Source organism: Pseudobutyrivibrio sp. C4 (genome assembly GCF_900111635.1).
In the GTDB taxonomy this organism is placed as follows: Bacteria; Bacillota; Clostridia; order Lachnospirales; family Lachnospiraceae; genus Pseudobutyrivibrio; species Pseudobutyrivibrio ruminis.
Map to the genome: position 1 here is coordinate 34313 of NZ_FOHF01000009.1, position 16308 is coordinate 50620.

The 16308-nt window shown below is 39.5% G+C and carries 15 protein-coding genes and 1 tRNA gene; 1 reads left to right on the plus strand and 15 read right to left on the minus strand.

All coding sequences use genetic code 11. The features are described from left to right. Positions 1 to 73 precede the first annotated feature (73 nt). From BMY66_RS12310 to BMY66_RS12340, 7 genes are all read right to left on the minus strand, one after another. A complete protein-coding gene (locus BMY66_RS12310; protein ID WP_090395376.1) occupies positions 74 to 1294 on the minus strand; it encodes a C40 family peptidase in 1221 nt (406 codons plus the stop codon). A gap of 143 nt (positions 1295 to 1437) precedes the next feature. Further along, entirely contained in the window at positions 1438 to 2352 is a 915-nt protein-coding gene (gene trxB, locus BMY66_RS12315) for a thioredoxin-disulfide reductase (RefSeq protein WP_090395377.1), read from the minus strand. A 15-nt stretch (positions 2353 to 2367) separates the two neighbouring features. Then, positions 2368 to 2742: a RidA family protein gene (locus BMY66_RS12320; protein ID WP_033153141.1), complete on the minus strand. Its 375-nt coding sequence runs from the start codon at positions 2740 to 2742 to the stop codon at positions 2368 to 2370. Between the two features lie 13 nt (positions 2743 to 2755). Then, a complete protein-coding gene (locus tag BMY66_RS12325; protein ID WP_090395378.1) occupies positions 2756 to 3580 on the minus strand; it encodes a CvfB family protein in 825 nt (274 codons plus the stop codon). Continuing rightward, positions 3580 to 4278, minus strand: a complete 699-nt coding sequence (locus BMY66_RS12330) for an acyl-[acyl-carrier-protein] thioesterase (protein ID WP_049960420.1) — start codon at positions 4276 to 4278, stop codon at positions 3580 to 3582. Before BMY66_RS12330 ends, BMY66_RS12325 begins: the two co-directional genes overlap by 1 nt. 105 nt (positions 4279 to 4383) lie before the next feature. Continuing rightward, positions 4384 to 4455: transfer RNA gene (locus BMY66_RS12335), tRNA-Gln, on the minus strand. Positions 4456 to 4556: 101 nt separating this feature from the next. Continuing rightward, the gene (locus BMY66_RS12340; protein ID WP_090395379.1) at positions 4557 to 5210 is read right to left on the minus strand and encodes a YigZ family protein; all 654 of its coding nucleotides are present in this window, start codon (positions 5208 to 5210) and stop codon (positions 4557 to 4559) included. Between the two features lie 55 nt (positions 5211 to 5265). Between BMY66_RS12340 and BMY66_RS12345 the strand changes: the two genes are divergently transcribed. Beyond that, entirely contained in the window at positions 5266 to 7857 is a 2592-nt protein-coding gene (locus BMY66_RS12345) for a transglycosylase domain-containing protein (RefSeq protein WP_090395380.1), read from the plus strand. Positions 7858 to 7906: 49 nt separating this feature from the next. Here BMY66_RS12345 and BMY66_RS12350 read toward each other — a convergent pair whose 3' ends face one another. The 8 genes from BMY66_RS12350 to BMY66_RS12385 all read right to left on the minus strand — a co-directional run bounded on the left by BMY66_RS12350 (position 7907) and on the right by BMY66_RS12385 (position 16306). Then, positions 7907 to 10027 carry a glutamine synthetase III family protein gene (locus BMY66_RS12350; protein WP_044938628.1) on the minus strand — a complete coding sequence of 707 codons (2121 nt, stop codon included), beginning with the start codon at positions 10025 to 10027 and terminating at the stop codon, positions 7907 to 7909. Positions 10028 to 10134: 107 nt separating this feature from the next. Then, positions 10135 to 10998 carry a class II fructose-1,6-bisphosphate aldolase gene (gene fba, locus BMY66_RS12355; RefSeq protein ID WP_033153129.1) on the minus strand — a complete coding sequence of 288 codons (864 nt, stop codon included), beginning with the start codon at positions 10996 to 10998 and terminating at the stop codon, positions 10135 to 10137. Positions 10999 to 11074: 76 nt separating this feature from the next. Next, complete coding sequence (locus BMY66_RS12360) at positions 11075 to 11968, minus strand: diacylglycerol/lipid kinase family protein (protein WP_044938630.1); 894 nt, start codon at positions 11966 to 11968, stop codon at positions 11075 to 11077. Between the two features lie 18 nt (positions 11969 to 11986). Continuing rightward, positions 11987 to 12235, minus strand: a complete 249-nt coding sequence (locus BMY66_RS12365; protein ID WP_044938633.1) for an HPr family phosphocarrier protein — start codon at positions 12233 to 12235, stop codon at positions 11987 to 11989. Positions 12236 to 12277: 42 nt separating this feature from the next. Further along, a complete protein-coding gene (gene whiA / locus BMY66_RS12370) occupies positions 12278 to 13120 on the minus strand; it encodes a DNA-binding protein WhiA (protein ID WP_044938636.1) in 843 nt (280 codons plus the stop codon). Then, positions 13121 to 13993, minus strand: a complete 873-nt coding sequence (rapZ, locus tag BMY66_RS12375; protein ID WP_033153122.1) for an RNase adapter RapZ — start codon at positions 13991 to 13993, stop codon at positions 13121 to 13123. Further along, on the minus strand, positions 13990 to 14916 hold the full coding sequence (gene murB / locus BMY66_RS12380; protein ID WP_090395381.1) for a UDP-N-acetylmuramate dehydrogenase: 927 nt from the start codon (positions 14914 to 14916) through the stop codon (positions 13990 to 13992). Before murB ends, rapZ begins: the two co-directional genes overlap by 4 nt. Next, entirely contained in the window at positions 14909 to 16306 is a 1398-nt protein-coding gene (locus BMY66_RS12385; RefSeq protein WP_044938641.1) for an aminopeptidase, read from the minus strand. Before BMY66_RS12385 ends, murB begins: the two co-directional genes overlap by 8 nt. Positions 16307 to 16308: the final 2 nt, after the last annotated feature.

Sequence of the window (16308 nt, forward strand, 5' to 3'; positions counted from 1 at the left end):
ATTCACAATATAACATTTCGCATTTTATCATAAAAAAGGCACCGCCTAAATGCGGTGCCTCAAAATTCTTTAATTAGAAGATTCTTCTGATTGCAAGAATCTGCTTGTAGTTTACATTTGAATATGTAATACCAGTTCTGTATGTAGATGCATGAAGTAACTGACCGTTACCAGCATAAATACCAACATGACCTGAGTAGCAAACGATATCACCTGGCTGCATCTCATCATAAGATACTCCATAACCAACGCTACGAAGTGCGCTTGATGAATGAGGTAAGCTTACACCAAATGCTGAGTAAACACTCATTACAAATCCTGAACAGTCTGTTCCGTTTGTAAGAGATGATCCACCGTAAACATATGGGTTACCAACAAACTGTGAACCATAAGCAACTACTGAGCTTCCATCTGAACCTGAAGGAGCTGAGTATGACTTGCTAGATGAAGAAGATGATGATGAGTTTGCTTTCTCAACTGCAGCTGCTGCCTGAGTAGCTTTCTTTGCTGCTTCCTGAGCTGCCTTCTTTTCTTCCTCTTCCTTTGCTAATCTTGCGATTTCAGCGTTCTTAGATTCTGCTACTGTAAAGTCTGTTGAAAGATCAACGTAATCTGTGCTGACATAGCCTTCACCAGCATTACATGTAACCTTTACCCAACCTGTATCAGCCATTGACTCATCAACAACTGTAAGGTCATCACCTACTGGAATCAAATCGATGATGTCGGATTCTGTAGTAGCTTCCTCACGAACATAAAGAGTAGTTGTCTTAACTGTAGCTAAACGTCTTGAAACTTCCTTTGCAAGTTCCTGATCACCCTGAACTACGTATTCGCTCTTTACATAACCTGTAACATCACCAGATGTGATAAGTAACCATGTACCATCTTCTGCCTCAACAGTTTCAGAAACTGTAGCAGCTGAGTTGTTATATAACTTTCCGACATAATCGCTATCAGCTGATGCCGACTCACGAATATATACGTAATTATCTACCTGAGCAATTGCAATATCTGCATATGGATTTTCCTCAGATGCAGCAACTGTACTAGCTTCGTTGTCTGCTAACTGTGATTCTGCAGCAAGTATATTTGCATTTGCAATCATATCATTAACTGAAAGCTGTGCACCTGCGAAAGCAGTATAGTCTGTTGTTTCTAAAACGCCTGTTGCACTAGATAATGCGCTAACACCTGATGTAGCTGTAGCAGCACTAGCGCTAAATGAAAGGCTTGAAACAACAACACAAGCAGCAAGTGTATAACTAACAGCTTTTGTCATTTTTGAATTCATTCTGTAAAAAAACCTCCGAATTTGTTACAAACTTATTACAACTGTTGTCATTATATAATCTAACAGTGAATGTGTCAAGTCCGATTTAACCCTGCATTTTCTTATAATCTGAAAATATGTTGAGTTTGTAACATTTTAGTAAACTATTTTAAATTTAAATAATTGGTTATAGATGTTATTGCATTCGCCCCATCAGCGGTTGCAGTAATTACCTGACGTAATTGCTTTGTTCTAACATCTCCTGCTGCAAATACTCCTGGAATATTAGTCTCGCATGTTTCGTCTGCAACAATATAGCCTCTTTCATCTAATGAAGGAAGCCCCGAAATAGTTTTGGTGTTTGGCACTGTACCTACCGCAATAAATACACCATCTACTTCTAGTTCTTTTTCTTCATTTGTTTTCTTATTCTTTATAAGAAGTTTTTCAACTGAATCATTTCCAATTATAGATTCAACTGTGGAATCCAATACCAACTCTACATTATCAAGAGACTTGATTTGGTTTTGTAAAACTACAGCTCCTCTAAACTCATCTCTTCTATGAATAAGATAAACTTTTTTGCAGGTTCTAGCTAAATAAGCTGCATCCTCGAGGGCTACATCTCCACCGCCAACTACAGCCACTACCTTATCTTTGAAGAATGCACCATCACATGTAGCGCAGTAAGAAACGCCCATGCCTGAAAACTCATCCTCACCAGGACATCCAAGCTTTCTGTTTGTTGCTCCGGTAGCAATAATAACTGTCTTTGTCTGGAAAGTTTCTTTTTTAGTAACAAGCTCTTTTGTCTGCCCATTGTCTACTATGGAAGTAACACGACCTCTAGCGAACTCAACTCCAAGCTTTTCACAATGCTGCTTCATAGCATCTGCCAACTCGGTGCCTGATACTCCTGGAATACCAGGATAATTATCTACCTCGTATGTGTTGAGTATCTGACCTCCGCTGATAGAACTTGTGTCTAATACAAGAATATTATAGCCAGCTCTCTTACCATATATTCCAGCAGCAAGGCCAGCAGGCCCCGCTCCTATAACAATAACATCATAAACCATAACACTTCTCCGAATTTATTTGATTGCAATTGCCTCTGCTTCCAAGAGAACATCCTTTGGAATACGAGCAACTTCAATACATGAACGAGCTGGAAATGGCTCTGGGAAGTACTTTGCATATACTTCATTAATTGCTGCGAAATCATCCATGTTTTTAATGAAGACTGTTGTTTTAACAACATTTCCCATGGATGTACCGGCTGCCTCTAACAATGCGCTCATGCTCTTGAATACTCTGTCAGCCTGTGCTGCAGCACCTTCAGGAATAACACCTGTTTCTGGATCAACTGGAATGATACCTGATGTATAAACCATTCCATTTACCTCGATGGCCTGTGAATATGGGCCAATTGCCGCTGGCGCAGCTGTTGTTGAGATTACATTTTTCATAAGTATGTCCTCCTTATAGTTTGCGTATCTTTCCATCTACTAAGGAAATCTTTCTTTCCTTGTAGAGTCTTCCAATAGCACGTTTAAAAGCCGCTTTTGAAAGACCTGTTTCCCTTTTTATAACTTCTGGTGATGCCTTTTCTGAAAATGGCAATACACCAGCATAGCTATCTATTAAATCAAGTAACGCTTCTGCATCATCTTCCATTTGGATGTATGCTTTATCTCTGATTGTAACATCGCATTTACCGTCTTCTTTGATGCCTGTGATGCGAACCATAAGAACATCTCCAACTCGGTACTTGCTTGTATCCTCATGCCTTGGAATCATTGCAGAATATTTGTCCTCGATAGCAACGAAAGTGCCAAAGTCATGTCCAAATTCGTATATTCTAGCTTCTACTTCGTCGCCAACCTGATATGGTGGCTTTGTAGAAAGCATCTCGTATAAGCCCTTCATGCTGGCACAGAGGCGCTGACTTTTATCGATGTACACTCTAACTAAAATCTCGTCACCTTCAGATGGCTGCTTTGTCATTTCCTTGAAAGGAAGGAATAAATCTTTCTCTAATCCCCAATCAAGGAATGCACCTACTTTATTAACCTGGCTAACTGAAAGAACACCCATCTGGCCAAAAGTAAGCTTTGGAGTATTTGTTGTACAGATTAATCTATCCTTAGAATCCTTGTATACAAATACCTTTATCTCGTCTCCGATTTTGGCATTCTCTGGAACCTGCTTCTTTGGCAAAAGAACTCTTTCTGTTCCATCTGAAAGATAAACACCAAACTCAACTTTCTTTTCTATTTTTAAAACTTGTATTTCGCCTAATTTCATTATTTGTACTCCACTATTGTATAAACTTCATCTTCTTTTTTGAGGACTACCTGATATCCCTGTTCTATTTTTCCTATATACACATCTAGCTTGTCATCTAACAATGCTGCTTTTTTGTAGTTGATATTAATTGTGTTGAATGACTGCTCTGGTAAGTAATAACGGGTGACATCTATGTAGTGAGAGTTATTCATGTGGTTGTTTGTGTCCAAATATCTGTCTGTAACTGTAAACTCTCCAACTTTTTCTATGTCTGCACTGAGCCTTAACTTGTTGTGATTTAAATCAAACTGAGGAAGGCTAGCATCCTCCGGATATGCTTTTGCAATTTCTTCTGTAAATCTGGATGGTTTGAGCTTATCCAAATCCATAAGCACCCAGAGGGAATCTGCATAAACTAAAACCTCTCCATCCTCGGTTTCGATTGAGTAAAGACGATGCGCCATCATGCCTCTAACCTGATATGGCCATGTGCATACCTTTACTTTCTCTGAATACCTTGGCAATCTTTTAATATGTATTTCATAGCTTGTCACAAACCAACCTAGTCTTTTGGGAGCTAAGTAATATACACCAACGCCAACATCATCAGAATGAAAACAGCTACAGTTTTGCATGTAATTAACTAAGCCAAAATATGTGAGATCAAGATTAGCATCAACTTCACTGTATTTAATTCTGTCCTGATACGAATACATCACTTACCTCCAAAACCACCGTTAGCAAATATTATATATTAACAGTTTGATTTGTTCCATAAATTTCAGGTAAAAAAAAGACCTAAGCTAATGCTTAGGTCTTAGCTGGCCCACAAGGATTCGAACCTTGAAATGACGGAGTCAGAGTCCGTTGCCTTACCATTTGGCGATGGGCCAATATTATTCGCTGAGCGCTTTGTTTCAACTGCTTTACCGCGTCAACGAATGCTATTATAGAGCATAGATTTTAAAATAGCAAGCACTTTTTTCAACTTTTTTTAAAATTTTAAAATCTGGCCATCTAAAACATCGAATTTAACCTGAGAATCCCACGTAATTTCGGCATTTCCCGCAGTTTTGTCTGCGATAATTTTTTCTAGATTTTCTTTAAAATTACATTCGACTACAGAAGAAATTATTACTTCCGCTCCAAAATCTGTATTTAAAATTGGAAGATTATTTTCTCTAAGAACATATTCTATTTTTCCATAGCCATTGTAGTCTGTTTTTATTTCACATGGATATCCGTCTTTAGGTTCTAGAATCTTGCAATTCTTCAGTCCCTCCTGGACAGCCGACTGATATGCTCGCACAAGGCCACCTGTCCCCAAAAGAACTCCACCAAAATAACGAGTCACCACTACTGCACAGTTATGAATGTTTTCTCTAAGAAGAACATCCAGCATAGGACGACCTGCTGTCTGCGCAGGTTCACCATCATCGTTGCACCTAGTGACTTCGTTGTTGTTTCCAATAACAAAGGCTGAGCAATTGTGTCTTGCATCCCAAAATTCTTTCTTTTTTTCAGAAATAAAATCTACAGCCTCTTTTTCAGTTGTAACGGGGCAAATATGAGCAATAAATCTCGATTTCTTTTCTTCTATCTCCCCTGTTCCGCCTTCATATACAATTCTAAAAGTCTTATTATCCATGTGGTTTATTATAAATGATAATTTTGGTATAATGAAGTCTAAATTGGAGGTTATTATGAATTACGGAAAAGAAAATGCAGCTAAGCAATCCGCTCAGCTTTCAGGACGTAAGAAGCGAAAACGTCACAGTGCCGGATTGGCCATTATTCGTATTTCGCTGATATGCATCGTCTCTGTAGTCGTAGCTGGTGGTATTTTTGCTTACCTCTATGCAAAGAATCTCATTGACCAGCTTCCAGATGTATCCACAATCGATATCTCACCAACTGGCTACATGAGTACAGTTTATGATTCAGACGGAAATGAAATCGAAACCTTAGCATCAACAGGTGCCAATAGAACCTATGTTACTTTAGATAATATTCCTATCGATTTACAACATGCTTTCGTTGCAATCGAGGATGCTCGATTCTATGAGCATAATGGTATTGATCCACAGGGTATTATAAGAGCAGCAATGCAAGGTATCCTGGACGGTTTCCATTTTTCTCAGGGTGCCAGTACAATCACCCAGCAGTTACTTAAAAATAACTACTTCACCACATGGACATCAGAGCGAACTAAGCTTGATAGTATTAATCGAAAAATACAGGAGCAATACCTAGCCGTTCAGCTTGAAAAAATAGTTAGTAAAGATGTTATTTTAGAGAACTACCTTAACAGTATCAACTTAGGTCAGAACACACTTGGAGTTGAAGCAGCAGCTGAGAGATACTTTAATAAATCTGTTTCGGATTTGACCCTTTCTGAATGCGCAGTTATCGCTGGAATCACACAGAATCCAACAAAATACAATCCTATTTCTCATCCAGAGGAAAACGCAACGCGCCGTAAAAAGGTGCTTAAAAATATGTTGGATCAGGGTTACATCACAGAGAGCGAATACGAAACAGCTCTCGCAGATGATGTTTACGATAGAATTCAGGTACTTAATACCGAAATATCTTCTTCCTCAACTTCTTATTTTGTTGATGCTTTGACAGATGAGGTTATTGAGGATTTACAAACAAGACTTGGTTACACAGAAACTGAAGCTTATTCACTATTATATTCAGGCGGTCTTTCAATTTACTCTACACAAGATACTTCAATCCAAAATATCGTAGAGGAAGAAATAAACAATACTGACAACTATAAGGGAATTGAAAAATATTCATTCTCATACAGATTGACCATTACAAAATCAGATGGCACAACCGCCAATTATTCTGATACCACAATGCTTTCTTATTACCAGTCAAGCAACTCTAGCTACACTCTTGAGTTTGACTCAGAAGAGGAAGCAGCTGCTGCAATCGAAGAATACAAGGCAGCAATTATGGAAGATGGCGATGAAATCGCTGGAGAGTCTGTAACCTATACACTTCAGCCTCAGGCCGCAATGACAATTATCGATCAATACACTGGTCAGGTTGTTGCTATGGTTGGTGGACGTGGCGATAAGACAGCAGCCAAGACTCTTAACAGAGCTACAGGTATTACTCGTCAGCCAGGTTCTACATTCAAGGTTATAGCATGTTATGCTGCTGCACTTGATGCCGGCGGAATGACACTTGCTTCTGTTGAAAATGATATGCCAACTACATATGCAGATGGCACTTCACTTAAAAACTACAACAACACATACCTTGGCTGGACCAATATCAGAACTGCCATTACAAACTCTATCAACGTTGTTACTGTTGAAGTAATGGGCGATATCGGAACAAGCCTTGGCTTCCAATATGCAAAAGATTTAGGAATTACAACATTGACTGATGGTGATAACAACCAGGCTCTCGCTCTTGGTGGTATCACAAATGGTGTTACTAATGTAGACCTAACATCAGCATATGCTACAATCGCAAATGGTGGCGAATACAATTCACCAATCTTCTACACTACTGTAGTTGATCATCAGGGAAATATAATTCTTGATAATAGAGATAACACTTCAACTAGAGTATTAAAAGAAACAACTGCTTGGTTACTTACAAGCGCTATGGAAGACGTTATGACTTCCGGCACTGGTACAGCTGCCAACTTTGATGTAAATGGTATTGCTGTAGCCGGCAAATCCGGTACTACAACAAAGAATCGTGATACAGTCTTTGCAGGCTTCACTCCATACTATACAGGCGTTATTTGGGGCGGATTTGACGACAATACACCTCAAAGCTACACAACCTACTCAAAGGTTATTTGGAAGGCCGTAATGAGCCGAATTCACGAGAATTTATCTGCTAAAGATTTTACAATGCCAGATGGAATTGTTACTGCTCAAGTATGTAAAAAATCAGGCAAGCTTGCCATTGGCGGTGTATGCGACTGCGACCCTCGTGGTTCTATGGTTTACACAGAATACTTTGAGGAAGGCACCGAACCTACAGAATACTGTGATAAGCATTATCTCGGTACTGTTTGTACACAGTCACATATGTTTGCAAATTCAGAATGCCCTGCCTACTCAGGAGTATTTATTGTAGGCGCAGCTGCCGGAACTGCTGACGAAGCATACGGCGTAGATGCTGCAACATTCGGAACATATTGTCCATACCATGGTGGTTACCAAATGCCAAACACTGGTGTAATTGGTGGTTCATCATCCACGACAAGTGATTCTTCAGGAGGCAGTGAAGGAACCATTCAAATAATTGGTGGTGAATAATATGCATTAAAAAAAGAGCTCGTTTGAGCTCTTTTTTGTTTGCTTTATTTTATACTTCGAAAATCATGTCTCCGTAGCTTGGCATTGGCCAGCATTCCTTGTCTACAATCATTTCTAAGGCGTCTACAGGAGCACGAAGCTCTTCCATAGCCTTTATAACTTCATCGTGGTAGAAGTTGGCTTTTTCGCAGCTAGAAGCCTTCATAGTATATGCCTTATTGTTTGTTTCTTTAAGCTTTACAAGGGCTTCTTTTGCTTCACGTAGATGGTTAGATACCTTAATGAGAAGCTCCTTCTGTGTGCTTACATCAGCCTCAGGACAAGCATCCTGAATTGTACCAATAGAAAGTCCAAGCTCTGTAGCATAGCCTATTACAGCTGGAATAATCTGCTTAGAAGCCATATCTATCATGGTCTTAGCTTCAATATTGATTGACTTGATATACTGCTCATATTCGATTTCTGCACGTGATTCAAGCTCTACCTTTGAGAATACACCAAACTTTTCAAACATTGAAACTGTCGCATCTGTTGTAAGAGCAGGAATTGCTTCTACCAAAGAATTGATACTTGGCAAGCCTCTCTTCTTTGCTTCTTCAATCCACTCTTCTCCGTATCCGTTTCCGTTGAATACGATGCGCTGATGCTCTGTAGCAAGCTTCTTAATCATATCATGAACTGCACTATCAAAATCCTTTGCTTTCTCAAGCTCATCACAAGCCTCGCAAAGTGCTTCTGCCATGATTGTATTGAGAACTACGTTTGGCTCGCCAACTGAATCCTGTGAACCAACCATTCTGAATTCGAACTTATTTCCAGTAAATGCAAATGGTGATGTACGGTTTCTATCTGTAGCATCTTTTCTAAAGTCTGGAAGTGTTTTAACGCCTGTAGCCAGCTTTTCACCCTTCTTTGACTTAGTAGCAGTACCAGTAGAGATAAGCTGTCTTAAAACGTCCTCTAACTGCTCTCCAAGGTATACAGAGATGATTACAGGAGGTGCTTCATTTCCACCTAATCTGTGATCATTACCAACGTCTGATGCAGATTCACGAAGAAGATCTGCATGTAAATCAACAGCCTTAAGAACAAGACAAAGCACAAGCAAGAACTGGATGTTCTCATGTGGTGATTTACCTGGCTCAAAAAGATTGATTCCATCATCGGTAACAAGTGACCAGTTATCATGCTTACCTGAACCATTTACGCCTGCGAATGGTTTTTCATGGAGGAGGCACTGTAAACCATGGCGGTTTGCAACCTTTCTAAGAGTCTCCATGATAATCTGGTTGTGATCAACTGCAACGTTGCACTGTGCATAGATTGGTGCAAGCTCGTGCTGAGCTGGAGCAACCTCATTATGCTGTGTTTTAGATGAAACGCCGAGCTTCCAAAGCTCAATATTAACATCACGCATATAAGCTTCAATTCTCTCTGGAATTGAGCCAAAATAATGGTCGTCCATTTCCTGTCCCTTAGGTGGCATTGCACCAAAGAGTGTACGACCTGTATACATTAAATCCTTACGGGCAAGATACATTTCACGGTCAATAAGGAAGTATTCCTGTTCAGCACCAACTGAAGGAATTACACGCTTAGAATTTGTGTTACCAAATAATCTAAGAAGTCTGATTGCCTGCTCTGATAAAACTTCCATAGAACGAAGCAAAGGTGTTTTTTGATCCAAAGCTTCTCCTGTGTATGAACAGAAAGCTGTAGGAATGCAAAGTGTTGCACCTGCTGCATCCTGTCTAACAAATGCTGGAGATGTTGGATCCCAAGCAGTATATCCTCTTGCCTCAAATGTGGCTCTAAGTCCTCCTGAAGGGAACGATGATGCATCTGGCTCACCTTTTATAAGCTCTTTACCAGAAAAGCTCATAAGCACCTTACCACTTGGCAGTGGAGCAGAAATAAATGAATCATGTTTTTCTGCTGTAATACCTGTAAGTGGCTGGAACCAATGTGTGTAGTGGGTTGCACCCTTCTCAATAGCCCACTCCTTCATTTCGTGTGCAATAACATCAGCAGTCTCTAAATCAAGCTCTTCTCCAGCAAGAATAGTCTGCTTAAGCTTCTGATAAGTCTTCTTTGGAAGTCGTTCCTGCATAACTGTATCGTTAAATACATTTTCTCCAAAGATGTCTGCCACATTAAAATATTCTTCCATTTATAAAGTATCCTTTCCCATAACATATATAAAGAAAGACAATCAGCAAGGATCCCCACCGATTGTCTTCCATAAAGCTCATAAGAAAGCTAAATCGGGCAAACCGATTAAGCCTTTCCAACTGAACCGAAAAGTTCCATCTTTTCTTTAACTGTTGCCTTGATAGCATCTGTACCAGGAGCTAAAAGCTTACGTGGATCGAAGCCCTTACCCTCAAGGTCCTTACCAGCCTCAATATATTTACGTGTAGCGTCAGCAAATGAAAGCTGGCACTCTGTGTTAACGTTGATCTTTGAAACACCAAGCTCGATAGCCTTCTTGATCATATCAGCTGGGATACCTGTACCACCGTGAAGTACGAGTGGCATTGCACCTGTCTTCTGCTGAATAGCATCAAGTGTCTCGAAAGAAAGTCCCTGCCAGTTCTCTGGGTACTTACCGTGGATGTTACCGATACCTGCTGCAAGCATATCTACACCAAGGTCAGCGATTGTCTTGCACTCGTTAGGATCAGCACACTCGCCCATACCTACAACACCATCTTCTTCACCACCGATTGAACCAACTTCGCACTCGATAGAAAGGCCAAGTCCGTGAGCAACATTAACAAGCTCTGTAGACTTTGCAAGGTTCTCCTCGAATGGATAGTGTGAACCATCAAACATGATTGATGTGAAACCAGCTTTGATGCACTTGTAGCATCCTTCGTATGTACCGTGATCAAGGTGAAGTGCTACAGGAACTGTAATTCCGAGCTCCTCGTCCATAGCCTTAACCATAGCAGCTACTGTACCGAAGCCTGTCATGTACTTACCAGCACCCTCAGATACACCAAGGATTACAGGTGAGTTAAGCTCCTGAGCTGTAAGAAGAATGGCTTTTGTCCACTCAAGGTTATTAATGTTGAACTGACCAACTGCATAGTGGCCTGCTTTTGCTTTATCAAGCATTTCTTTTGCAGAAACTAACATAATTATATCCTCCATATAATCGTTTTTGGGTTCTAAAGAACCCCATCTACCGCAAATTTTAACATAACGTAAAATTCTATTCAATAGCTATTTCAAGGGCACTGTTCTCGTCTACGACGTTAACAACCTTATGATTGCCACCGAATTCTCCGTCCAATGTCCATGGGACATCTTCACTACATGTAAACTTTATTTCGCTGGTTTGGAAACTGTATACCATCTCTGAATCTGGAATAATACCAGTCATAAAGCCTAGGATTTCATTGAGCTCCATTGGGTTACGTGGCATTTTGATTAATGTTGCCTCAAACACACCATCGTTCAAACCAATATTGCCTCTTATGATACCCTGAAAACCGCCGACAGACTTTGAATTAGTAATCATGCCATAAATAAACTCATCATAAATAACATTGCCATCATACTCCACCTGCATGCGGAATGATGGTATATCGCGAAGCTGTTTAGCTCCTTCGATTATGTATGCAGCATGTCCTAGAAGATTCTTTAAATCTTGTGATGTGGCATAAGAAACTTCTGTAAAAATACCAAATGCAGCCACATATACAAATGAATCTGAATTGAATCTACCTATATCACATGGAAATAGTTTATCAGAAACACTAATCTGCGCTGCATTTAACATGTTCTTATCTATACCAAGTGAATTTCCAAAATCATTTGTTGAGCCAGCTGGAATATATCCAATAGGCTTTCTTTCTGATGGAGCCAACTGCATCATACCAGTAACCACTTCATCAAGTGTTCCATCTCCACCAGAGCAAACGATTCTATCGAAATCCTTGGACTGTTCAATTGTCTGTCTTGTTGCATCGCCACCAGACTGTGTAATATGTACACTAACCTGATAGCCAGCCTTAATCATTATATCCAGAATGTCAGCCAGATGTTCTTTTATCTGCCCTTTACCAGAGCGTGGATTGATAATAAATAATAATCTTTTTGACATATATCCCTCGATAATAATTTATTTTGTAAGGAAATCAGCAAGTTCTGTGACAGCCTTTTCTTCATCATCTCCTGTAGCATCAATAACTACCTTTGATCCTGAAGCCAATACCAAACTCATCATACCCATAATACTTTTAGCATTAACCTTCTTTTCATCCATCTCGAAATAGATTGAACTTCCAAACTGGTTAGCTAACTGCACAAGGTGTGCTATTGGTGTAGCTTCCATTGAATTTGTCATCTGAATAGTAACTTCTTTTTGCATGACGTCCTCCTGAAAAACTAAATAAAACCTAACGCTGGCCTTTTATAACTGTTCTGCCATTTGAACCAGCTTTTTCAATCGATGATTAACTCCTGACTTGCCTATAGGTGGATCTAAGTACTGCCCCAAGGCTCCTAGCGGTGTGTCTGGATTATCAAGTCTTACCTGAGCAATTTCCTGTAGCTGTGGTGGCAATGTATCAAGCCCCAGCTTTTCATCCAAAAGATGAATTGCTTCGATTTGTCGAACAGCTGCATTAACTGTTTTGCCAATGTTTGCTGTCTCGCAATTGACTTTTCGATTGATTGTGCCTCGCACCTCTTTAACTACCCTGATGTTTTCCAACTCCATTACCGAGTGCGCGGCTTCCATAACACGTAATATTTCAACGATTTGTGCGCCTTCTTTAAGGTATACAACATATTTACCATTTCTGCTAACATATTTTGCTTCCACATCGAATGTGTTCATAACCTTTGTTAGCTGAGAAGCCATAGCTTCTGTGTTGCATACAATCTCAAAATGATATCCCTTATTGGGATCTGAAATGGAGCCTGCCGCCAAAAACGCTCCTCGTATAAATGAACGCTTACAGCATGGCTGTTGGATAACTAAATCGTTTGCTATCTCGCTATCATCGGATAGCTTAAGCATTTTTTTAGTCTCCAATAAGACATCAGTAGACAGTGCTGTGACATCTTTTCCTATATTAAGTGTTTTATTTAATAAAGTAAAGACTTTTCTGTTTAATGGTTCATCTGAATAGTTCTGAAATGCATTTATTCCTTCCATAAGAAAAATGCCAGACATCTCTGCCACCATACAATGCCTACTTTTAGGAATAACAGAAAAGAGTTCCTCTTTTACATCTTTTGAAAATGACAATTATTTTCCTCTCAAAGCATCCTTGCCTATATCACGATGCTCAATTTTAAGTCCATAAGACTCATCATGATTTAGTGCCTCAAAAATCTCATCTGCCAGGCATACACTTCTGTGTTTACCGCCTGTACATCCAACTGCAATAACCAGCTGATTCTTTCCTTCTTTTATATAGTTAGGAATCAGGAACTTGATTAAGTCAGTTGTTTTCTCTAAGAAAATCTGAGACTCCTCATATTTTAAAACGAAATCCTTGATTGGCTGGTCGTTTCCTGTGAACGGCCTAAGGTCTGTATCATAGTATGGATTTGGTAAGAATCGTACATCAAAAACCAAATCCGCATCTTCTGGAATTCCGTACTTAAAGCCAAATGAAATGATAGTCACGAAAAGGCTCTTGTAATCTGCATCATCAACAAATATCTTTTCAAGCTCTTCCTTTAACTCTCTTGTTAAAAGATGGGTTGTATCGATAACATAGTCTGCCTCATCACGTAAAAATCCGATAGATTCTCTTTCCTGCTGAATGCCAGCTGCAATTCTTTCTCTACCAGAAAGTGGATGATTACGTCTGGTCTCTTTGTATCGTTTAATTAACACATCATCCTCTGCATCCAAGAACAGAATAGAAAAATGTTTGTTGTCGTTGTCTAATTCCTGCAAAATGTCCGGCAAAAGCTTCATAGCTCTACCATTACGTACATCTATTCCAACAACAATCTTTTGATCAAAGGCGCCATTCTCAGCCAATTCAACAACGCTCTTTAACAATTGGATTGGAAGATTGTCCATGCAATAGTAGCCCATATCCTCCAGCATTTTAAATGCTGTGTTTTTACCTGCACCTGACATTCCTGTTAGAATTAATAGCTTCAATTTACGTTCCTCCCTATAATTCGAACCTCTGGAACTAAATGAACTCCAAATTTATTAAATACTTTATCATTAACATCTGACATTAATTGTAAAACATCAGCTGCTGTTGCATCGCCCTTATTTACTACAAAGCCACAGTGTTTTTCTGAAACCTGGGCACCACCTACAGTATATCCACGCAATCCTGTGTCATCAATAAGCTTTCCAGCAAAATATCCCTCTGGTCGCTTAAAAGTAGAACCTGCACTTGGGAAATTAAGTGGTTGCTTTTCAGTACGCTGCTGTCTGATTTCGTCAATTCTAGCCTGTATTTCTTCTGGATTTCCTTGACTAAGCTTAAGAACAGCAGAAAGAACATATCCTCCATCTTCCATTAAAGATGAATGACGATACGACATTGATAATTCCTCTGGTGTAACAGTTTTCTGCTCCATTGATGGGGTAAGAATAAGGACTGATTCGATTATGTCCTTCATTTCCCCGCCATAGGCTCCTGCATTCATAAATACTGCACCACCGATTGAACCTGGTATTCCTGATGCGAATTCCATTCCAGTAAGCCCTGCTTTTGCAGCTTTGTTAGCTACAGTTGAAAGCAAAGCACCTGCTTCTACAACCACTGTATCACCATTGATTGTTATGTCATTTGATTGTTTACCAAGGGAAATAACAACACCTTCGATTCCCTCATCAGACACTAGCAAATTGCTTCCATTTCCTATAACAATAAATGGAATCTCCTGCTCTTTAAGAAATCGAATTAAAGGAATAATAGAGGCATAATCCGGCTCGATATAAATATCGGCCGGACCTCCTATTCTAAAAGTCGTATGACTTTTCATTGCTTCCTCTAAAAGGATTAAAGATTTTGGAAATTGTGCTTTTAATTCTTCTGCTAATTTCTGGTATTTCTCATTAAGCATATTTAATAAACGCCTCGTATCCTAATAATGCTTCGTATAAATCAACCTTTGAAATAATCTCACATGGAGCGTGCATAGAAAGAACAGCAACACCTGAGTCAATTACCTGCATGTTGTAATTGCCCATGATGTAGGCGATTGTTCCACCGCCCCCCTGGTCTACCTTACCAAGCTCAGCTGTCTGCCAGAATACATTGTCCTTGTCCATGATGTCACGAACCTCTGCAACATACTCAGCGGATGCATCGTTTGAACCACTCTTACCTCTAGCGCCTGTATACTTGTTAAATACAAGACCACGTCCGAGATATGCTGAGTTGTTCTTTTCAAATGCTGATGCATAGTTTGGATCAAATGCTGCAGATACATCTGATGAAAGAACCTTGCAGTTTGTAAGAGCTCTGCGAAGCTTAAGCTCTGAATAATCTCCTGTAAGATTGTAAAGCTCTGCGAAAATATTCTCGAAGAATCTAGATTCCATACCTGTTGCGCCTACAGAACCAATTTCTTCTTTATCTACAAGGAGGCAGCATGCTGTCTTCTTTAATTTTTCCTTGCAATCAATAAGTGCCATAAATGATGAGTAAGCACATACTCTATCATCGTGACCGTATCCTAAGATCATTGAACGATCAAAACCAAAGTCTCTAGCTGGACCGGCTGGAACAACTTCGATTTCTGCTGAAATGAAATCTTCTTCCTCAATATCGTACTTGTCTTTAAGAAGCTTAAGAATATTCTTCTTTACAGATTCCTTTTCCTTCTCGCCCTTTTTGTCAAAGCCTGGGATGCTTCCTACGATAACATTGAGGTCTTCACCTTCTACTACCTTTGCCCCCTTCTTATCCATCTGGTCTGCTGCAAGGTGAATAAGTAAATCTGAAATACCAAATACTGGATCATTCTCATCTTCACCTACATTAACAGGCATTACTTCACCTGTCTTTTTAACAAGTACACCGTGAAGTGCAAGTGGAATAGTTACCCACTGGTATTTCTTGATACCACCATAATAGTGAGTGTCAAGTAATGCGATATCTGAATCCTCATATAATGGATTCTGCTTTAAATCCATTCTTGGGCTGTCGATATGAGCACCAAGAATGTTCATGCCAGACTCTAAATCCTCTGTACCTACGATAAATAAAGCAAGCTCCTTACCCTTATTTACAGCGTAAACCTTTTCTCCTGCTTTAAGCTTCTTACCACTTGCAATAGCTTCATCAAGATTCTTAAATCCTGCTTTTTCAGCCTTTTCTACAAAGAATGAAACACATTCTCTTTCTGTTTTGCATGTTGATAAGAACTTTCTATAGTCTTCACCAAAGGCCATAACCTTTTTCTTATCTTTTTCTGAAGTATACTTACTCCAAGCATTCTTACGTTCCATAA